Origin of the sequence: Paenibacillus sp. FSL E2-8871 (assembly GCF_038000345.1) — a bacterium.
Taxonomy (GTDB): domain Bacteria; phylum Bacillota; class Bacilli; order Paenibacillales; family Paenibacillaceae; genus Paenibacillus_AQ.
The window spans coordinates 6,860,708-6,882,379 of record NZ_JBBOBV010000001.1 but is presented as its reverse complement, the minus strand read 5'-3'; the positions used below and the strand labels follow the sequence as shown (position 1 = coordinate 6,882,379).

Below are 21,672 nucleotides of genomic sequence, written 5' to 3'. Positions count from 1 at the left end.
TTATGTACAAAAAAAATTGGGTGAATATCGTAGGTGTAATGCCTTTATCCTCTCGCCAGGGCAAACGTATACTGTGGTACATTCGTACACTAATGTAGAGAGAGGATAAATCATATGATCGAAATTGCCTTGGCCTTTCAAGATAAGGATGGAAAATATGTAGAGCATGCCGGTGTCGTTTTAGCGTCAGTTTTTCATCATACAAGTTCCCCAATCCATGTTCATATTTTACATGATGCCTCTTTAACCGAAGTTAACAAGCGAAAGCTCACCAGATTAACCACTAAACATCAGCATACGATTAGCTTTTATTCGATTACTTTACCCGAAGATATGCTCCAGGTTCTTGCCAATATTAATTCTATCGATATGTGGACACATGCAAGTATGTACCGATTGCTGCTTCCCGCGTTAATTCCTTCTGACAAAATTATTTATCTGGATTGTGATGTATTGGTAAACATAGACATCGCGGAGCTGTGGCAGGTCGAGCTGAATGAAAAATATTTAGGGGCGATTTGGGATCAGGGCATTATGGATGTTGCACCTATTGTGAGCGCCAAAGGGCTGAATCCCGAGATTTATTTTAATTCTGGAGTGATCGTATTTGCTTTGAATAATATCCGCCAGAATACGAACTGGTACCAAGAGATGCTGAACTTCTTGCGCACTTTCCCTGATGTCACCATGCCTGACCAGGATGTTTTAAATGCGGTTTTTGGAGCGAATTACCTCCCACTCGATATCCGTTTTAATTCATTTAACATGGCCATCCCAAATCATGACTATAATAATAAAATTGTCCATTTTGCCGGGGATGAGAAATGCTGGAATAAAGACTCCTCAGGGTTTGCGCTGTATCGCAAGTTCCTAAATTTAACCCCTTGGAGAACTTTTAAAGCCAAATTAAAACGAAGAAGACGGAAGGTCAGCTATGTTAAGCGGCGGTTCATGCGAAAAAGTAATAGACGAATCATTTATAAACGTAGAATTAAAATTATTCGCACAAGAATCTCGCCCCTTTCGCTGTTTCAATTGAAATTAATTAGAACGATTAGGAGAAGAAAAGGGACAGTAATCAACACAAGAATTCAATATCAACGACGTATTAACCGTAAAAATACAGCCCCTATTAGATAGGGGCTGCAGGATCTCGAGAAACCCAAGGCCATCCAGTGAATTGGGTTTCTCGTCATTCTGAAAAACGGCATCTCTGCCGTTTTTCTTAAACATGATCGTATAATAGATTCTTTAGTTCACTTTAGTAAAAAACCATTTCTGAGCATCGCTACCATTATCCGTCCACTGCTGAACCGCTGCGCCATCTGCGGTTGAGGCTCCGTTTACATCCATAGCTAATCCACTCACTTTAGAAATTAGTTTGTAGTAGCCACCCCCTACATCTACAATGCTCCACCGCTGAGCGTTGGTACCATTGTCATCCCATTGCTGCAACTGTACGCCGCTGGCGGTTGATGAGTTTGGCACATCCAATACTTTTCCACTATGCACTGCTGTCAGCTTATAGTAGCCGTCTCCCGTACTTTCCACCTTGAATTTCTGATTATTGGCTGTGTAATTGGTCCATTGCTGCATCTTTGCCCCACTTGCTGTGGACACATCCACTACGTCCAGAACCTTGCCACTAGCCTTGTCGGCTAAAGTATAAATCCCACCACTAACGATGTTTGAGGTAGGCGCGGATTGATACACCCGTACATAATCAACCAGCATTTGCGCCGGGAAAGCAGTTGAAGCGTTTGGACTTCCAGGCCAATTCCCACCAACAGCAAGGTTTAGCAGGATAAAGAAGGGTTTTTGGAACTCCTCCGTATTTCCCGTTCCATTCTCGATATAAAAAGCATTAAATTGGTTGCCATCTACAAACCACTTGATATAATTCGCATCCCATTCAACGCTGTACACATGGTATTGAGAGAAATCCAGATTTCCGGATACCTGCCCATACTCGGCATGCCCATTGGCATCCCAGTGTACCGTCCCATTAACAAAAGCATTATTGTTCACACGTTCCATAATGTCTGTTTCACCGGATTTAGGCCAACCTACTGTATCAATATTTGATCCAAGCATCCAAAATGCCGGCCAGAGTCCTTGACCCGAAGGCACCTTAACTCTAGCTTCGATTTTCCCATAGGTAAAACTTTTGAGTCCTTGTGTTTTGATCCGTGCAGAGGTGTAATTCATTCCACCGTAGGATTCTTTTTGCGCTGTAATAACCAGATTTCCACCCGTAACTTGCAGGTTCTGCGAACGACTAGTATAGTACTGAAGTTCATTGTTACCCCAGCCACCGCTCCCTGTGCCGATTTCGGCGGACCAGTTACCAGTATTCAGAGAATTCCCGTCAAATTCATCACTCCATACCAGATTCCAGTTCGAGGCTGCACTTGAATTACCTGTAGGCACTAGAGCAATCATGAGTGTAAACAGCAGAAATAGACTTAGCATTTTTCCTTTTCTCAACATCATCGTCTCCTCCTAATAAATGAAAAAATTATAGGACACAGGAATGCTTAAGACGATATCTGCCCAGGGTCAGCCCAATGGAATCACCTCTTTGATCTTATTGATTTCATTGCACGGCGCGCTCGTACATCTGAAACCGGTTTCGTTTTTGGATAAAACAAAACACTATCCCCAAAACCAGCTATTACAGCCAGAGTCAGGTTAACGCATCACTTCATTTGCAGTGTACGTCTTCTCTATCCGTAATATGCCAAGATTTCAACCTTACTTATGTACTTTAATCCCATAGCCACTTCCTAGTTTACCTCCTGCAATTAAAAAGGCTTTTGCACGCCGTTGCAGTTGGGTGTTCTCTTCGTACTCTTGAGGGGTCATACTTAGTTTACTAAATATTCTTTCTTCTGCTTCCTTGGAACTTTTATCGACTTCATAAATGTAGAACCGACTTTGAAACTGAATAATGTTCGATTCTGGATTCAAAATCTCACTTAATTCCGGATCAAGCAGCCATGAATGACAAATAAACACTGGAGTTATACCTCTAAAAAAAAATCTGGCTAACTGAAAGGATTCCTCGACACTTTGAACGGATAAAGGCTCTCCCGCTGGAATGTGCACATTAAGCACGATTTGATTGGTAAAGATTTTACAACCATCAACAACTAAATCGCGGTCCATCGCAAAAGGTTGAAATTGCATTCTTCCCAAACGAAATAAACGAAGCTGAACATGCTCTTGCAGCCAGTTATATTCTTCAATACCATATTCACCGTAATCACGTAGACATTGCATGCACCAGATCTGAATATCTGAGAATGTATCATAATAGATCTCATCCTCAATGTTACGAATACGATACTCTTCATAAGCATCTACTGCGAATCTCACAAATAAATATAATAGTTGCTTTCGATAGCCCTCCGATGCTTTCACAGATTCAAAAAAAGAAAATCTGTCAAAATAAAAATGTTGTTTATAAACTAGATATTCATCCTCTTTCATCTGAAACTCATAAACCTGCTGTCTAGCCGCTGGATCAAGCTTTATCCCTTCACACAATGCTCTGATGTTCACTAGAAAACCTCCTAAAAGACTACGTTAAATCATAGCCTTAATTATACATTCTCACGCGCTGGAATGCTAAATTCATAACTATAGAATCCATATCGTGTTGTGCATAATATAGAATCAAGTGCTTCTGTTGTCAACGGAATCGTTGACCGCACTCCTCATGGCTTTGCAGTAATAGCTCTCCGATGGCGGCTGTGGTACCAAAAGTCCCATCGATTTGGAAGATTGCGCGAAATAATCAATGGTAGTATCCACCATATACGGATGCCCATCAAAAAGATTAGAATTTCAAAAGCGCTTCTAAAGTGAATTGACTCAACGGATTGTAAAAACTCATAAAATAAAACAAAGAAACGGCATTTCTGCCGTTTCTTTGTTTTATGGATGGCCAGGGCTCTGAGCCTGTTTTACTCCAATCCATGTTCCTTACGGATGTTATACATGCCTTGAACAAGCAGCTCGGAAGGATCCCGATTCAATTGCAAGTGCGTTAACAATAAATGCAGTGGGAACGCACAAACGTTATTCCCATCGCTTATCGCTGGAAATCCAGCCTCGAAAACCGGACCTAGTTTTTCGTTCCAAGCTAGACCAACATGTACATCTTCTGGCGCAAATTCTTCGGTGATTTCTTTTATACATTGCGGGACTAATACATTGTCTATGATCGCTTTAGCTTCTTCTTCACTTGAAGGCGGTTTTGGAAGCGTTTTGCCTCCCTCAATCTTCATCAGATCAACAAAGAATGAAGCCATCCATGCTGCAGGATCCTTACCCGATTGGAATCTTGCAATCAATTCACGCAGAAAAAAGCCACAAGAATAGACATGGTCTAACTCAGACTTTACGTGAAAAACAAAAACCGGGCCGTAGGCCTCCATATTCAACACTTGTCCTTCAACGTCTTGAAAGTGCACTCTCAAAGCTACGAGACCGTTATGATGAACAGCCATCACTAGCTTATTCATATCCTCCTCAGACATTTCTGGATCATTGGTTATTTCCTCGTTCTCGTTTAATGTTTCTTCGTTCTCATTTGTTATCTCATTGGTCATTTTAAATTCCCTCCCGCTCCTATCATACCATCTAGTGAATTGAACTGACACTTTAATAATAGACAAATTCCTACCAGTTGAGGAGAAAATAAATAAACGGCATCTCTGCCGTTTATTTATGGGTCAACTCTTACTTAAGTCACATCCATTATTTTCTTCACTACTATACTGGTTAATTGTTTGATATCCCCAGGATCTAACTTGTAAGCAGAAGTAGCTTTTCGTGTCGGTTTAGGATTCGTCGATATTAAGTCAGCGATATACAGATCTATAAATACAACGGGATCAGCCCCAGTTCTTTTCCTGAGTTCGCCTGGTACCTTCGTGTTGGGTCCGTCCGCTCCGCCACTGATTGAAATAAAACCATACTTGTTCGGGTTTGTTTTCAAATGCTTTAAATAGGGTCGGAGTGGTGTGGCCACTTGCCCCATCCAGATCGGCCCGAAAAAGAGGATCAAATCATACTTCACTAATACATTAGGTGATGGCTGTACCAACGGTATCCTGCTGAAAATCATATCCATTGTAATGGAACTCAATGTCCGCGGCTTGGATTCAGAAATCTGAAAATATTCAGATGACAGTTCTTTAGCCACACTGCCAGCTAATGCATCATTGTTGCCTGTGAATGAATACGATATGACTGCAATGTTCATCTTAGCCCTCCTGAAACGAATTATTTCGTCTTTGCTTGCTCCAGTGCATTTTCTAGTGCCTTAAGATGTGCTTTAGAGGTAAGCGTTGCCCCACTAATAACGTCTACCTGAAGGGATTGTGATTCAATCACATGTCTAAACAAATCACCAATGCTTATCCCCCCCTTCATTTTCAGCGGATTTCCATTTTTATCTAAAGCGCCTTTGAATATTTTAATATCTAAAATTTGACCCTCAGATATTGATGCCTGAACCTTGGTATCTCTGGAATGATCCTTTGTGCCGATATATTCTCCCACATAGGTTCCATCACGCAGCTTTTGGAAATCAATGACGTTGATAGTAAGCTTCTGAACTTCACGCCTCCCTGGAGCGCTTAAGAGAATCCCTCCCCATACGATGACTACAATCACGACGAAGATGATCAGTATAACCATCCACATTGAGATCTTCCTTTTACTTCTTACAACAATGTTCATTCGCATGCCCCTCTTCTCAGTTTTTGAATGAATATTATTATATTCATTCACTTTAAGAGATAAAAAAACTGCCTCATTCGTTCTATTTGGGGCAGTCTGTAAGACCCTTCATGATTAGTTCCATCATATGGTCCAGTAGTTGTGGAAAGAACTCCAGTCCTATTTCTTCCTTGTGGGTTTCCACATTGATCATGGCGGCGAAGACCATCATAATCATTTTGCTGTCCATATCGCTTCGCATCTTGCCTTCGGTTTGCCATTGCTGCACAATTTCATGGAAGCTGTCATATAAGAAATCGTTCACCTGAATGCCGGTTTCTTCTCGATAAAGCTGTTCGATTTTCCCAAAAACACTTTTGTTGTACCATTCCTTTAGAATGGGGTTGGATATTATGCCTTCCACATTGAGTGCCATCATCTGCCGAATTACAATCACAGGGCTTTGGGTCATGTCAAGGGATTCCATACAGTTTTTTTTGAGTTTCGCATTTTCTTCAAGAAAGATATCCATAAAAAGCTTTTCCTTAGAAGGATAATAATTGTAAAAAGTTCCTATAGCTATTCCAGCTTTTTTTGTAATGTCCGAGACATTCGTATCCTTAAAACCTTTATTGCTAAATATCTCTTTCCCACAATCATAAATCTTTGTTTTTTTATCTTCCACTTTCCGCATCTCCATGAATGAATAATTATTTTTTCATTCATATCATAATGTCAAAAGTTGGATGTGTCAATGCAAAACTTATTTGTTATCTTTTCGTTCATTGAGCGACAATAAAATAAAAAAACGGCATCTCTGCCGTTTTCCCGATAGTTACAGAAACTTATAGTTTCATGAGATCCTCTTAATCCATCAGGTACAGATCCCCGAAGGCATTAACATCCTTCGAAGAACCTATGCCACTATTGTATTCCAGCCAGCCTCTACGCCCCTCGCCGTCATTATCATTGACCAGCAGCGAAAACTTAAGCTTCATTCCTTGCTTCACCTGCGTAATGTCATGGCTCAGTTCACGCCAGGGTATGGCTAATTCGTAGCTGGTTGTTGAATCTGAACGACTCACCGCATACTTTAGCTCTAGGGCATCATTTATATTGAATCCCATTGGGGTTAGCCAGCGCCACTTGAGTAAATTCCCTGCATTTCCCCGAGCCACACCTAGTTCATGATACTCCGAGGGTACCGTTCCGTCTAAGTTTGCAATACCAATCCCAATCTGAATGCTGTCCCCACTCCAAATGGCATCGCCTGATGCCGACTGTTCATGCTTGTCATCTATAACTTCTACCCCTAGATAAAGGTTATCCTCGTCCCAAGCTAAGGAACCGGTCGCACTGATATCCTGCTTACCTCGCCAATTGATTTTGATATCCTTCACATCAAAGCGAGCCAGATCACTCCAATCTGTTAGGTTACCATCAATTTCAACGGGCTTACTGAGTTTTGGCAACAACAGCGCGTTAAAGGAATCTAACGTCGTCTGCAATAGATTACCTATGTCATTATAAGATTTAAGCGTCCGTTGTCCTCTAGCAAGCTCAGGAATCTCTAACCGCACACTCTTTCCTAATTCCAGATTCTCCACAGTGGCGTTGTAGGTCCCCTGAGTAGAACGTTCTGTATCATAATCGGCTTCCACAGAACCATTGAAATTGTTCGTAGACTGATTAGTAACATCCATATGAGTTTTTATTTCCTTAGCAGCTTCATCATAAAATGTCTCATATTTCACCATCAGCGGGTCGATTACGTTAACATTGACAGCGAAGCTCATTGCCGTTTTAGGATCTTCGCCTCGTGAGACAAACAGTGTATCGTTTCCTCGCACCAAGCCTTCCGGAACCTGTATCCGAAGTCTGTCTTCTTCCTCCTGCTCACGAAGTATCCAGCCCTCAGGCAAATCGATGTTCATCGACTCCTTCGCAGGAATGCGATAGGCCCCAGGCAGCTTAATATCAAAGGCATCGCCGGAAGCAATCGAAATCCCGGAATTCTCTGGCAGCTCTGCAAGATCAGAACTATTCATGACATTCCATAGAAAATGTGTTGTCGTCTCCATAATTTCATCGATGTATTTATCATTCTTGTAGTCATGTCCGACACCTTCCATGGTGAGTAGATTATGATACACCCCCTTCTCTTTCAGCTGTTCGGCCAATTCAACACTTTGCTGGTACGGCACCAGTTTGTCTATCGTTCCATGAATGATGAGGACCGGCGGCAGCTTGCTGTCCGCACTTTTCGTCAGATCACCGCCATAAATATCAACAATAGAAAATACAGATTTAATGATGGAAGGATCCTGTGATACATATTGATTGACAAAGTTTATGGCTAGATGTCCCCCCGCCGAATCACCACCGATAACAATACGGCTTGCATCCATCCCGTAAATCTCTGCGTTATCGTTGATCCATTTAATCACATCGGTTATATCTTCATAAGCGTCATTAAGCGTGTGGCTGAAATTAGTAAATGGATCTTTTTTTAGCCTATAATCAACGGACGACAATACAGCATATCCTCGCTTCGCCAATCCCGTAGAAAAATCTGCTGCATCGTTCTTATTCCCTTCTGTATAACCTCCACCATGAATGAAAATAAATACAGGTCTCTTCTTGTTATTATCGCCATACGGCTCGTACAGGTCGAGTTTCAGCGGTTCTACAGCATCTGTCTCATTCTTCTTGCTCGCATACAAAGTATCTCCTTTCACAGTAACCTTATAAGCAGGAGTCAAGTACTGAACAGGAATTTGTCCATTATTGACAGTAACTTTAGCCGCTGATGTACTGCTGTCAGTAGTAATCACGTTAGTCACTTCTTTTCCTCCCTTTTCTAAAGCGCTCTTATTCTCTCGGTTATGCAGTAACAACCAAGAACATAGAACGATTACTAGGATCGTAAGAACGTAAATAAGCCTACGCTTCATTATGACAACCTCCCAGAATGATTTTGGATTTGAAAAAGTAATATAATTCCAATATCATCATTCTAGAATTCAAGGCATCGTTTAACAATTATGTATTCCTTCGTGAATTAGGTTTAATATTACGAACTTTTAGTGAACAAGAAAGCGTATAATTAAGTAGAATCGGCTTTGTCATAGAAATAGATAGAGGAGGACATTACAATCATGAAGTTGAGCATGAATTGGGTAACGCTTAGAGTGCGCGATCTGGAGGCTTCCCTTGATTTTTATAACCGGATTCTGGGGCTTCCCATTGACCGCAGATTTGAGAGTAGAGGAAAACAAATTGTTATGTTAGGCACGGTGGATCAGCCCAAAATCGAGCTTATTCAGGGTAGTGATCCGGCACTGAAGCCGGAATGCGGCGTTTCTGTTGGTTTCGAAGTGGAATCGCTCGACGATGCCATAGCGTATTTGAAAAGCCAAGGCATCCCCGTCGCACGCGGACCGATCACACCAAATCCCCATCTGCGATTCTTATATATACTGGACCCGGACGGCTTCGAGGTACAATTAGCGGAGCATAGCTAGGCTAGCACTCTTCAAGCAAAAAAAGGAAGTGTCCCAAAAGCCATGAAATGGCTGCGGTGACACTTCCTTTTTTTTGATTATATCTGCTAATTTGTTATAGGTTGAAGGCTACTACTCATTCTGTTATCTTACGAGCTACCAGCGCCAAGTCTTTCAAATCAATCACGCCATCTTTATTGATATCGGCACGTTTGGCCTCAGCCCAATCTGGACTGCTAGTATCCTTGCCATAATTAGCAGCGACAATCGCTAAGTCACCGATGGACACTTTGCCATCTTTATTGATGTCACCAGTCACACCAGGCTCCGGCTCCTCTGCAGTTATCTTGAGCTTATGGCTCGACGTAACAGTTTCGCTCTCCTTGCCTTCCGCATCTGCTACGATCACTTTTTCAATCTGAATAGTACTCTCTGTAGCTTCCGCCACTGTTTTAGTACCGAAATCCAAGGTTACCAGCTGCATATTGCCAGTCACAGCATTGTCCGCTCCTTCACTGACCACCAGTAGTCGCAATTTTCCTGGCGTGTTATTAGAGGTTTCAAGCACCTGGATTCCACTACGCAAGGAAGTAGCCGATTTGAATTCCAATAGCTTAGGATCATAGTTCATGGTTACATCCATCGCATAGACAGCTTCAGTTACACTCTTCACTCCAAACGCTAGTTGAAAATCTCTTCCGCCAGCTACAGTGTCTACCCCAGACAGAACAGAAGTCATCTTACCCGATGGATCAACCTCCCCATTCCCGTCTTTTTTAACGGTAATGATCTCGTGGATTTTGGGTTTAGTCGAACCCTCCCACTGAATCTTCACTTCAAACACATTACTATACTTGGAGGTATCAAATGTATTATAAGATGAGGAAAGGTTACCTACCTTATGCCATCCACTCGCATCTCGCACGGACACCGCAGCGTTTGAATTATCCGATGGATTTTGCAAAACTATCACTTCTTTTACCTTTGTATCCTTCGACAACTTATAATTTAAGGAACCCGTATTCCCAGTACCCGGCATATAGAAGGTGGATAGCTTTTGATCAACGGACAGAGACGCTTCATTCCCTATAACTCCAGAAGGTTCAGCCTGAATAGCCGGATTGGCAGTTCCCGGTCTTTCAATTCCTTCATTAACCAAAATTTCATTGAGCGCGAGCCATGCATCTTGTGTTTCTGTTGAAATTAATCTTACATATCGGGCTTGCTTGCCACCGTCAACTTGAACTCGCTTATAACGGTAAGGCACCTCGTGCTCTGGGAAATTCAAACTCCGATCGCTCGGATTAGTAAACGTATGGATCGTATCCCATGTCTCTCCGTCTAGCGACAGCTGTAAATCTCCTTTACGGAAGAAATCTCCTTCACCGTCTCCAATCACGACAGCTACATTCTGGACATTCACCACACCGCCCATGTCGATCTGAATATACTTCCCTTTCGATTGAATCGAACCGAACCAAACCTTGTTCTCTAAAGAAGCATTGTACACGTTGTTGATAGAACCTTCATAAATGCTTCCGTAATTATGAGTAATCATTGGTGGAGAGAATTTGTTCAGCTTGATCATGAGCCTTGTCAAATCTACAGTGATATTCTCAGTTCCCTTGTTTATGATCCGGAAATAGGTAGCACTAGCAAACGCCCCATTCCCCTCATTAATCTGTTCCCATTCCACACCGTTCTTTGAGGATTCTAACCGAACTTCTCCGTTAGAAGCTTCAAGCGCAACTTGCGTGATCTCTTCAATGGATTTCAAATTAATCCCAACATATTGGGATGGCTTTAATGTGATTCCATTCATATTCGATAATTGCACAGAATTATCTGCTACCATAACAGGAGTATCCTTCAACTCTGTCACATCGGTGTAAATGGCTACCTTATCTTTACCTGCATTTACGGAAAACTCGCGAACTGCCGTCCATAAATCAGGCTTACCTCCAGGTATTCCAGCATGCGTCAATCGATATCGAACCATCCTTGCCTCCACATTGAGCCCGGAAGCAGAAATTTTATACCCAGAACGCTCTTCTCCGATTGCAGTCCATTCTTGACCGTTCACGGAATACTCAAGAATCCCCCTTTGGAATATATCGTGATCCGCATCATTTCTACCTTGTGTGATCGCAATTTCTTCCACTTTAATGGTTTTTCCAAAATCAACACCATACCAGTCTCCATTCTGTTGAAGCGTCTGAATATAGACGTTCGTTGCTAAATCTCCGTCTACCATCAGGTTTAATCCTGAAGGAGAACCATAAGAGCTTACAGCTAGAGGTTTAACATATTCCGGGTTCACCAAAGTATAAATCTGAGCATCCAGTTTATTGATAAGCTGCTCAGCAAAAGGAACCAGCCGCTTTGCTCCTGCCTCGACCGTCACATCTGGAGAATTAAGCTTCTCAATTTTGAATGTTTTGGATAAGCTTAATGCGCTTGTGGCCTTAGCCAATGCTTCCCATGCCTGATCAACATTCTCTTTCTGGATTGCTATCGCAGAGAGAACTGCCAATTTATCGGCAAGAACGACATTTTGCAAGCTATTTAGCCATGGATCAATTTCTTCTTCCATATTTTCATTCGTGTTATTTACTCTAAACGACGCGATGGCATCCAATACTAGATCAAATTCTTGAATCAATGTATTCCCCGTCGTTTCTATCGGCTGACCACTTGAGTATTCACTTAAGAATTGCGCTAGCTCAGCTTTGATATTTTCCGATTCACCTACTACAAGTCCATGACCGCTAGGCGATGGGTCACTCATATGATAGGCGATCGTATTAAGCTCAGAGGCAACTTCAGGAGCAATATGTTTAAATGAATCGAGCCAGCTCTCCTCTTGATCAAAATCATCTACATTCCAAGTGTAATCCGCAACCGCGAATATACCGATCTTAGATAATTCCGCATGCTTCATAGGATTAGACACTACACCTGAAATATTATGTGTACCTGGAATGAGCACTTCTGCTTTACCGAGCAGCAGTCTTGCATCCTTATAGTCATTCACTGGCCAGTTTAACCACATATAAGGGTCTCTTCCATGTGCATCTTTGGGCCACTGCATATCTGCTGCATTAACAGAGGCAACAACGCCGTTTCCGGTCCACATTATATCTACATTCTCTGGCACATTTCTCAAGGCTTCAAGATAGGGTCTGCCAGTCGTTCCTGTCCAGCTTTTATTATAATATGGAGGACAATAAATTAATGATTTGACGTCTTTCTTGGACGTTACCCAGTTCGCAACATCCGTAATAAGCTTAACATGTTTATCCTTATCCACTAACGATTGTGATGTGCTGATATCATCCATAAATAGTCCAAATTGACGTACGCCTACACTGTACAATTGTTCAAGCTTTGCAAGTAAGGTTTGAAGTTCTGCATCATAATTGTTCCAATTGATCATATTGAACCCTGGATGAATTGCCCATACAAACTGCGTCTTGGATTCATCGCCAACTTCAACCAGTTCTTTGATCTTGGCAAGCTCAGCTGCAGGATAGGGTGTTCTCCATTGCGCGTTATGGTACTTGTCATCTTTAGGTGCAAAAATATAAGAGTTCATCTTCAGCTCTCCACCGAAACGCATCAAGCTTATTCGATCTTCATGTGACCAAGGTGTGCCGTAAAAGCCTTCGATAAATCCCCGTGAGCGAGTATCAGAGAAATCTTCGATGGTGAGATTACGAACCTGCAGATCAGGAATTTGATCAAAAATCATCTTCAGCGATGCCAGGCCATAATAAGCCGCATCCGTATTTTTACCTAATATCGCAATAACACCTTTATTCTGTTGCTTGGTGCTAACGTTAAGAACATAAGCGTCCAGCTCATTGAAGTGATCCGCCTCATAGGGAATATTCTGAGTGAAGTAGTTGTCTACATAGCCTGATGAATTTCTAGTTCCCAAAAAGATATTTGTTTTCCCTGCTACTACAGCTCCTGACTCAGTGACCTGAAGTGATTTGGAATCCAGTATCCTTTGAAGCAGCTTTCTTGTCGGCTGGTCAATCGAATCTTCAATAACAACGTTTACATTTTGTGTAATGGTTAAGGTTGTCTCTTCTTCGGTTTGTTGCTGCGGTAATGGATAGATTTCATAGGATTCCGTTAATTTTGCATCTTTTTGTGGAAGATCAGAAGCTACATCCGCTGCAGCTGCAAAACTGGAGAACAAGCCGGCCACCATCATAAGTGTAATGAAGATACTGAGAATCTTCTTCGGCATTTCCTTAACCCTCCTATAATTAACCTTTCAACGCACCTGCTGTTAACCCACCCGTAATTTGACGTTGATACAACACATACATCACAATGACGGGAATCATAGAAATGGAAAGACCCGCAAACAATGGCCCCCATTCCGTTCTGTACTGCATTTCCCCTTGCATAATGGCTATTCCGACAGGAATGGTGTATTTCGCTGGATCGTTGATCAATACTGTGGCCATAATGTACTCATTCCACACGGTTAAAGCATTCATAATTCCTACTGTGATTAATCCTGGCTTCGATAATGGCAACATGATCTTGAAGAAAACGCCGTATAGTGAAGATCCATCAATTGTTGCGGCTTCTTCAAGCTCACGGGGAAGTGCCTTGAAAAATCCAACCAGAAAGAAGATACCGAATGGAAGGATGCCAATCGTTCCGACAGAATAAACAAGCGTGAGCCCTACTAAGGAGTTGGACAAATTCATATCTCCGAGAAGAAAGAACAACGGTATCAATCCGAGTGTGGTTGGAATCATCATTGAAGCAACGTATACAAAATAAAACAGGCCTCTAGATTTAAAGGTAAACCGAGCTAATATATATGCTGTTGTAGCAGCCATAATAAGCGATAACAGTGTACTAGCCACGGTTACTATAATGGAGTTCAGGAAGTAGTCGCCAAAGTTTGCTCTGCTCCACACATTTGTATAGTTTTCAAAACGAAAAATAGATGGGAAATCCCACGGTTTCCCGAGCATAACCTGCTGATTATCCTTTAAGGATGTCAGGAATGTCCAAAGAACTGGATATAAGACTACCAAGCTCCACAAGATGAGGAAAAATCGAACTGCAATTTTTGATATCAGCAGAAGTGGTTTTTTGGCGGGATTATCGTTCAAAGTATTTTCCTCCTTACATTTCAATGGACTCTCGGTGAAGAATGCGCTGCAAAATTAGAGTAGTGATTAAAGATAACAGTAAGATCAGCACCCCGATGGTTGCCCCGTAGCTTAAATGGAACTGTTTGAAGCCCATCTGATACAAATAATAACCGAGCACTTGTGTCTGATTATCCGGGCCACCATCCGTCATCAGCTTAACGATAATAAAGGAGCCGTTCAGTGTTGTGATTACGATGTGAATGATAGAGGTTTTGAATTGCTCCCAAATCAGGGGTAAAGTAATTCGAGTAAACTGTTGCCATTGCCCCGCACCGTCAATACTGGCTGCTTCATATAGCGAGGAAGGAATACCTAGAATAGAAGCGATAATGAGCAGCATATAGAATCCGATACCAGCCCATACACTAGGAGGAAGAAGTGACCACATTGCAAGGTTTGAATCACCTAACCAGTTCGTTTCCACTGGTTTTCCTGTAAATAACGAGATGAATGCATTCAGGAATCCAAGACGGGGATTGTATATAAAACTCCACAATACACCGATAACGGCTACGGAAATGATATTCGGAAAGAAAAACACCACTCGGTAAAAACCGTATTCTTTCAATTTTAAACGGGTTAATGATACTGCGAAAAACGTTGCAAATAACATGATTAAGATGACCTTCCAAAAAATCAAGAAATAATCATTCGAAATGGCTTTTGGTATGATCTCATCCGAGAATAATTGTCTATAATTATCAATACCGATAAAATTCATCGATTCGGAACCGCCTGACCAATCGAAGAAGCTTAAGTACAAGCCTCGAAACAGCGGATAAATAGTAAATAGACAAAAGATAGCAAACGTAGGCAGCAAGAAACTCGCAATAAACAAATTACGTTTCCACAATTTATTGTTCTTCATGGGCGTAAGCCATCCTCCCCTTAAATTTGAAAGAACAATCAGAGGCACCTATGTCCTCTGATTGTTTAGAAAGAAGAGTCATGAACTTACTTCCGGATTTTGGCTGCCGCCTTCTCCATACGGTCCATCCATTCTTCTGGTGTAATAGAACCTTGCAGCAATGCAATGGTTGCATCATTCTCAGCCTGCTCAATGTCCGCGGCCAATTTAAATACAGGAGCAACGATCGTGTCACTACCGTTGAAATATTTCATTGCCGTTTTAACAACATCACTTGCGCCTGAAGATTCCAGATCTGCCTTGACGTTCATCAAAGCGCCAGTCAGCTCAGCCCAACGAACTGCGGCTTGTTTCGTAAAGATAAATTCAATAAATGCTTTTGCTGCATCTGGATTTTTAGCCTTCTTTGCAATTGCAATGTTACTAGTGTAAGGAATAGCCACAAATTTACCGCCTGGCTTTTGCATAACGGAAGGAATGAATCCAAATTTGAAGCCTTCTGGAACATCTTTTTTCATTTCATTTTCGAGCCACAAGCCATTAGGAATCATTGCATCTTTATGCTGCAAGAAGAGCATTTGGGAGTCTGTATGACTCATACCGAACGATGCGTTATCGAAATACCCTTTGTCCCTCATATCAACGATCTTTTTCAAGGTATTCGCTACAGCATCATTTTTGAAAGAACCTTCTTTAGCAGCTTCTTGATCCTTTAAGATCTGCGGATTGTCCCCATTCTCAGATACAAAACCTGTATTTAAGAGACCTCCCACGATGTAGTATGGGTATTTACCGGTATGAATGTAAGGATATACGCCATCCGCTTTGATTTTTTCACTTGTGGCGAGGAAGCTATCCCAATCTTTCGGAACATCCCATCCCTTTTCAGTAAACAGGGTTTCATCATAGAAGGTTCCCCATGATCCGAATACGAGTGGAATCGTATAGTTTTTGCCACTGTAGTCTTGTGGAGGTGCGATCAAGTTGCTCGTAAGCTGCTCGCCGTCCACATTGCTCGCATCTTTAACCCAATCTGTAATATCCATCAATTGGTCGTCGAGCACCATTTGCGTTTCGTTCGAGCCTGCTCCATCGATGTATACAACATCTGGTGGATTACCTTGGATCCAGCGGGGCTTCATTTGCTCGTTGATTTGTGAACCTGCGGATTCCTTAATGTTGACATCTGGGTACTTCTTCTTGAATTCACCAATGACTTCTTTCCACCAACCGTCTCCATAACCACCGACAAAGTATTGGATTTCGAGGTCTCCCGTTACTTTCGGCTCTTCAGGCTTGGGCTCGTCTGTCTTCGCTGGCTCAGTCTGCGTCGCAGCTGTTGTTTTCTCGGGAGCTGGAGCTTCAGCCCCATTTGTCCCCCCGCCACATCCTGCCAGAGACAATACAATGGACATCATAACTAGACTTAATGCCGCTTTCTTTTTACCCTTGCTTTTCATTGGCTATCCCCCTCGAATAAACTTGCTCGACTTCTCTAAGCACTTGATTTTACAATTCTGACTGTAATTCCATTAACACTTTTCCATTATATAGGCTATAAAAACGTAACCACATGATCTCTTTTGATGTGGAGTTGATACTTTTTGTCCTATAGAACCTTTTTTGTTTACAAAAGAAGGACACCTGAGTAAAAACTCAGGTGTCCTTCTCTCAATTCAATATTTTTTGAGCAATTGCTGCTAAATCCATAATGTCGATCTTTCCGTCATTATTAAGATCTGCACGCTTAGCCGTCTGCCAATCTGCACTGTTCTGATCTTTACCATAGTGCGAAGCTGCAATCGCCAAGTCACCGATGCTCACTTTACCATCCTCATTTAAGTCTCCGGATTTTATCGGCGGCTGCTCATCTGCCTTAATCTCGACTTCGATATTTGAAAGATCGGCTTCTGTCTCCAGTCCATTCGCGTCACCAAATACAGCACTGCTTACCTTTATGCTCGCTAACTCAGACTTCGTCACTGGCTTTGCTTTGAAGTTTAGTTCAAGCACCTTGGCATCACCGGTTAGACCAGTTCCCGTACTAGCCGTGATTAGGCGAATGGTTCCGATTGGATCATTCTTTGATTCTAACACCTGTATCCCATCGTTCATCGATTCGCCCGAGATGTACTCTAGAAGATTCTCGTCGTACTTCAATCGAATGTCTTGCGCATAGGTCGCATCCGTGACATTGCTAACGCCCATGTCAACTGTAAAGGTCAGACCTTGATTTATCGACTTAGGTCCACTTAAAGTTATCGCAGTAGGTTCATTCCGTTCAACAGGAACATATTCGAAAGCATCAATCATCGCAATGGTATTTGAAGAGGCGTTGTTCTTCGCCCCTTTCACGACAATCTTAATTGTATGTTCCCCTTTGGAGAGATCGGATTGTTGGAATAATACCTGCTGCTTCATCGTCGATGGACCATATCCATCAACACCCTCAGCTACTAGCCCTCCATCGAGATACACATCGAAATGTCCGTGGTTTGCCTGCAAAGCGCTGATAAATTTAATCGATGTTCCTGTAAACGTGAACGACGCTGAAGCCCCTTGCTGATTACTATAGCTTTCTGTGCCTTTGTAATCGCCTGCGTCACTGTAAGGACTCCACGTTCCGGTATATACAATCGACGGATCTTTATCATCTACTTTTATTGGAAGCACTGGTGGCTTTACACTGGATACAATCTTATATTGCTGTCCTTTCACTGTTGGGAATTCAATCAAGTTCCCATTCACCGTGAAGTTGATGGATTCCCCGCTTCCTGCGCGAACGACCTTAAATTTATCGGATTGTTCAAATCCAGGGTATTTAACAGAAGCCTTATTACCCTGCTTAGAAGTAAGCAAGGCTTCTTTCAAGATCGTACCTTCCCAGCGCATATCCACTTCAAATCCGCCTCTTGCCACAAGTCCTTTAACGTTTCCGGTAGCCCATGCATCTGGTAAAGCAGCTAATAAATCAATACTTCCAGTTTGGCTTTGTAGAAGCATTTCTGCGATTCCTGAAGTTGCTCCGAAGTTACCGTCAATTTGGAACGGTGGATGTGTATCGAACAAATTGTCGAGCGTGCTGCCTCTAAGCTGCTCACCTAACAGTTTATGTGCACGGTTACCATCAAGCAGACGTGCCCATAAATTGATCTTATTCGCTTTACTCCACCCCGTTCCACCATCGCCACGAGAATTCAAGGTGACTCTTGCTGCTGCAAATAACTCCGGATTATTCACTTCATTAATAAGCGTGCCTGGATACAAGCCGATCAGATGCGAGATATGGCGGTGCTGATCTGTTGGACTATCGATATCATTCTTCCACTCCTGCACCTGCCCCCAGCTTCCGACCTGCGGCATCCATAGCTTGCTTCGTTTCTCCATGACCTCGTTACGCAGCTGTTCATCCACACCCAAGATATCACTAGCCTTGATGAACTGTGTGAACAACTCCCAGACTAATTCCTGATCATAAGACACACCGATGGATATATCCCCTTGCTCTGGAGAGTAGGAAGGAGATGATACTAGACTTCCGTCTGAATCTTCGACCAGGTATTTAACCCAGAATTGTGTTGTTTCTTTGATAATGTCATACACTTGGCCTCTTAAAAGATCTTTATCTCCACTAAAAGCATAGTGATCCCACACCTGCTGCACCATGAAGGCGTTGGCAGCCGGTGACCAGCCCCAATAGAAATCAGAGCCTGGTGCAGTATAACCAAATGGGTTGTTGACGGTATGAATCGCCCAGCCTTCCCCTTCAATTCCATGATGTCTTTGGGCTGTTTCCCTACCCGGCTCGCGCAGGGAATCAATATAATCAATGTACGGAATATCGGTTTCCGCTAAATTAACAACCTCGGAAGGCCAATAATTCATCTGCACATTGATATTCGTATGATAGTCACTGTTCCATGGTGGATTATTTACTTGATTCCATACCCCTTGTAGGTTAGCAGGCAGTGAGCCTTCCCGGGAGGATGCGATAAGCAAATAACGACCATATTGGAAAAATAATGCCTCCAAGCTTCTTTTCTCTCCGTCACTAGCATTCGTTTTATAACCATTCAAAAGCTCATTCGTAGGAAGATTTGTAGCAACCCCACCAAGATCAAGTGAGACTCTATCGAACAGTTCCTTATAATCTGTCAAATGGGATGCACGCAACTGATTGAATGATTTAGCGGATGCTGCGTTTAGGTTCGCTTCTACAATTTCTTTTGGCGTCTTGTCACTCTTATACGTAGGATAATTATTGGCATAATCTGTTGCAGCGGTCATCAGGATCGTGACAACACTCGCACCGTTTACGGTAAGTTTCCCATCCTTCGCTGTTACAGTTCCTCCTTCATGCTGTACTTGAAGCTGCGCTTCGTATGCCATCTTATTACTGGGTACCTTTCCACTTAGCGTTAGTTTATTTCCTTCACCCTTAACGGTATTAGAGGGCTGAGCACCAGTAAGGCGAACATCAAAGGTCATCGGCTGATTCTCTTCCGTTGTCAGTCTCATGACCATGACCTTATCCGGATAACTGATGAAATACTCCCGCTTGTATTTTACATTGCCCGAAGTATAGGACACTCTTGCCATGGCATCATTAAGATTCAATTCACGCCGATAATCAGAGTACGTCTGAGCACCGCTATTCCCCGATGCGCTTGTCATCTCCATCTCGGACAATTGAATTTTCGTTCCGCCCTTGCTTACAAGATCGAATTTATAAAATTTATAAGCTGTAGTATTGGAAAAAGTATATGATTTCTTCTGTTTGCGGCTTGCAAACTCTTCATTGGATCTGTTATCTAGCGGGGTCCACTGCTGCCCGTCATTCGAGCCTTTCAGCGTCCAGCTCTTCGGATCCCGATCAGGCACATCATTCCCTGAAGTGAACGAATAGCCGGTAATTACCTTAGCCTCTTCATATGCCCACTGCACCCAAAAAGGTGGTGCTCCATCACCTGAATACCATTTCGTATTTACCGAACCATCGGTTAAATTGGAAATAGGCTCGCCGTATTGTGGATTATCCGAGCTCGCTGTTACCGTATACGCTGACTGACGATTAAAATCTAAGAACACGTCGCCAAATGCTTGATACGCCCCAAAAGAGCTATCACCAGCTCCCATAACACCAGTAATTTTCCCCACCAGAGCCTTAGCTTCATTAATTTTCCCTTCTTTTAGAAGCTGTCTTATGGTCTCAACATGTAGCTGAGCACCGTCTTTAATACCATATTGGTAATTTGGATCTGCTCCAGGCCCACCGCTCCACAGTGTTTTTTCATTAAATTGAATTCGCTCCTGCTCTACACCACCAAATACCATGCCACCCATATAACCGTTTCCGATAGGGAGAGCCTGCGTCTCCCAGTTCGTGGCCGGCGCTTGATACCATAATGACAAATCCTGATCTGCTGCAGCAGTTTCAGCCAGTGGCTGTTCATCTGCGTACACTTTTTGATCTAGAACCCCATGAACCGGAAGTATACTACTGAGTAACTGTGAGCAAGCGATCCATACAGATAGTAGAATTGCCGTCCTTCTGACTAATCTACTTTTACCGATTGGCATGCGTTGATCCCCTCTCATAATAACAACCAATGTTTATAAGATGATACTACTCTTGTTCAACTATTTTCTTCGCTACTATTGCCAAATCTGCAACATCAATCGTACCGCTTCTATCGAGGTCAAGACGTTTCACAGCATCCCACTCCGAGCTGCTCGAATCTATGCCATACTTCGCTGCGATAATCGCTAAGTCACCAATACTCACTTTGCCGTCGCCGTTAAGATCTCCAGGTAATCCTGTATTTACTGTGATCTGAATGGTTAAGGATGCCGGTTGGAGCACGGATTCTTCCCCTTGACTGTCACTTATTATCGCTTGAGTAAGCCGGATAACTCCCTCTGTGTCTTGTATTACATCTGCTGCTTTGAAACCAAGTTCAACAATTTCAGCATCGCTAGTAATCGGATACTGACTACCCAAACTTGCCAAGAGAACCCGTAGCTTACCGGGAGTACTTGTAGATGGTTCATTGATAATAATTACGCCTTCCTGCAGTGAGCGGATTGAATCTGGAAGGTATTCCATGACAGCCGGATCAAATTCAAAGGTAATGTCCTGTGCATACACATCACTGGAGACACTGGTGATCCCATACTTCACGGTAAAAGACTCCCCCGGCATAACAACCTTCTTACTCCCTACTAAAGTAGCTGAAGGCATAGGATCAGATGCATCTGCGTTCACTACAGGATTCGTAAAAGATACACAGCTTAAAACCACGGCGATAATGGTCATCATTACCGCCTTTTTGTACCATCGACTACTGTTCAAATTCTTCTCACCTTCATCTTTTAAATTTTGTTC

The 21,672-nt window shown here is 42.6% G+C and carries 15 protein-coding genes; 2 read left to right on the top strand and 13 right to left on the bottom strand.

What is annotated here, in order from left to right:
• The first annotated feature begins 114 nt into the window (after nucleotides 1-114).
• Nucleotides 115-1,140 (top strand): glycosyltransferase family 8 protein, encoded by a 1,026-nt coding sequence (locus NYE25_RS30685; RefSeq protein WP_341147641.1) that lies wholly within the window; start codon nucleotides 115-117, stop codon nucleotides 1,138-1,140.
• Nucleotides 1,141-1,251: 111 nt separating this feature from the next.
• On the opposite strand, the gene NYE25_RS30680 is transcribed toward NYE25_RS30685, so the two are convergent.
• The 7 genes from NYE25_RS30680 to NYE25_RS30650 form a co-directional block, all read right to left on the bottom strand.
• A complete protein-coding gene (locus NYE25_RS30680) occupies nucleotides 1,252-2,493 on the bottom strand; it encodes an RICIN domain-containing protein (protein ID WP_371915714.1) in 1,242 nt (413 codons plus the stop codon).
• Nucleotides 2,494-2,754: 261 nt separating this feature from the next.
• Nucleotides 2,755-3,564, bottom strand: a complete 810-nt coding sequence (locus tag NYE25_RS30675) for an acyltransferase domain-containing protein (RefSeq protein ID WP_076283283.1) — start codon at nucleotides 3,562-3,564, stop codon at nucleotides 2,755-2,757.
• Nucleotides 3,565-3,968: 404 nt separating this feature from the next.
• A complete protein-coding gene (locus NYE25_RS30670) occupies nucleotides 3,969-4,616 on the bottom strand; it encodes a hypothetical protein (RefSeq protein ID WP_042186601.1) in 648 nt (215 codons plus the stop codon).
• Between the two features lie 134 nt (nucleotides 4,617-4,750).
• Complete coding sequence (locus NYE25_RS30665; protein WP_076283284.1) at nucleotides 4,751-5,272, bottom strand: flavodoxin family protein; 522 nt, start codon at nucleotides 5,270-5,272, stop codon at nucleotides 4,751-4,753.
• Nucleotides 5,273-5,292: 20 nt separating this feature from the next.
• On the bottom strand, nucleotides 5,293-5,715 hold the full coding sequence (locus tag NYE25_RS30660) for an FMN-binding protein (protein ID WP_218640832.1): 423 nt from the start codon (nucleotides 5,713-5,715) through the stop codon (nucleotides 5,293-5,295).
• Between the two features lie 118 nt (nucleotides 5,716-5,833).
• Nucleotides 5,834-6,415, bottom strand: a complete 582-nt coding sequence (locus NYE25_RS30655) for a TetR/AcrR family transcriptional regulator (protein ID WP_076283286.1) — start codon at nucleotides 6,413-6,415, stop codon at nucleotides 5,834-5,836.
• Nucleotides 6,416-6,596: 181 nt separating this feature from the next.
• Nucleotides 6,597-8,684: an alpha/beta hydrolase fold domain-containing protein gene (locus NYE25_RS30650; RefSeq protein ID WP_341147640.1), complete on the bottom strand. Its 2,088-nt coding sequence runs from the start codon at nucleotides 8,682-8,684 to the stop codon at nucleotides 6,597-6,599.
• Nucleotides 8,685-8,888: 204 nt separating this feature from the next.
• Between NYE25_RS30650 and NYE25_RS30645 the strand changes: the two genes are divergently transcribed.
• Nucleotides 8,889-9,254 (top strand): VOC family protein, encoded by a 366-nt coding sequence (locus tag NYE25_RS30645; protein WP_052404224.1) that lies wholly within the window; start codon nucleotides 8,889-8,891, stop codon nucleotides 9,252-9,254.
• A gap of 115 nt (nucleotides 9,255-9,369) precedes the next feature.
• On the opposite strand, the gene NYE25_RS30640 is transcribed toward NYE25_RS30645, so the two are convergent.
• The 6 genes from NYE25_RS30640 to NYE25_RS30615 form a co-directional block, all read right to left on the bottom strand.
• Nucleotides 9,370-13,491 carry a beta-N-acetylglucosaminidase domain-containing protein gene (locus NYE25_RS30640; RefSeq protein WP_341147639.1) on the bottom strand — a complete coding sequence of 1,374 codons (4,122 nt, stop codon included), beginning with the start codon at nucleotides 13,489-13,491 and terminating at the stop codon, nucleotides 9,370-9,372.
• 19 nt (nucleotides 13,492-13,510) lie between these two features.
• The gene (locus NYE25_RS30635) at nucleotides 13,511-14,377 is read right to left on the bottom strand and encodes a carbohydrate ABC transporter permease (protein WP_042186596.1); all 867 of its coding nucleotides are present in this window, start codon (nucleotides 14,375-14,377) and stop codon (nucleotides 13,511-13,513) included.
• A gap of 13 nt (nucleotides 14,378-14,390) precedes the next feature.
• Nucleotides 14,391-15,287: a carbohydrate ABC transporter permease gene (locus NYE25_RS30630; protein ID WP_042186594.1), complete on the bottom strand. Its 897-nt coding sequence runs from the start codon at nucleotides 15,285-15,287 to the stop codon at nucleotides 14,391-14,393.
• A gap of 86 nt (nucleotides 15,288-15,373) precedes the next feature.
• Nucleotides 15,374-16,747: an extracellular solute-binding protein gene (locus NYE25_RS30625; protein ID WP_341061655.1), complete on the bottom strand. Its 1,374-nt coding sequence runs from the start codon at nucleotides 16,745-16,747 to the stop codon at nucleotides 15,374-15,376.
• A gap of 211 nt (nucleotides 16,748-16,958) precedes the next feature.
• Nucleotides 16,959-20,867 carry a glycosyl hydrolase family 95 catalytic domain-containing protein gene (locus tag NYE25_RS30620; RefSeq protein ID WP_341147638.1) on the bottom strand — a complete coding sequence of 1,303 codons (3,909 nt, stop codon included), beginning with the start codon at nucleotides 20,865-20,867 and terminating at the stop codon, nucleotides 16,959-16,961.
• Between the two features lie 46 nt (nucleotides 20,868-20,913).
• The gene (locus tag NYE25_RS30615) at nucleotides 20,914-21,639 is read right to left on the bottom strand and encodes a cohesin domain-containing protein (RefSeq protein ID WP_341147637.1); all 726 of its coding nucleotides are present in this window, start codon (nucleotides 21,637-21,639) and stop codon (nucleotides 20,914-20,916) included.
• Nucleotides 21,640-21,672: the final 33 nt, after the last annotated feature.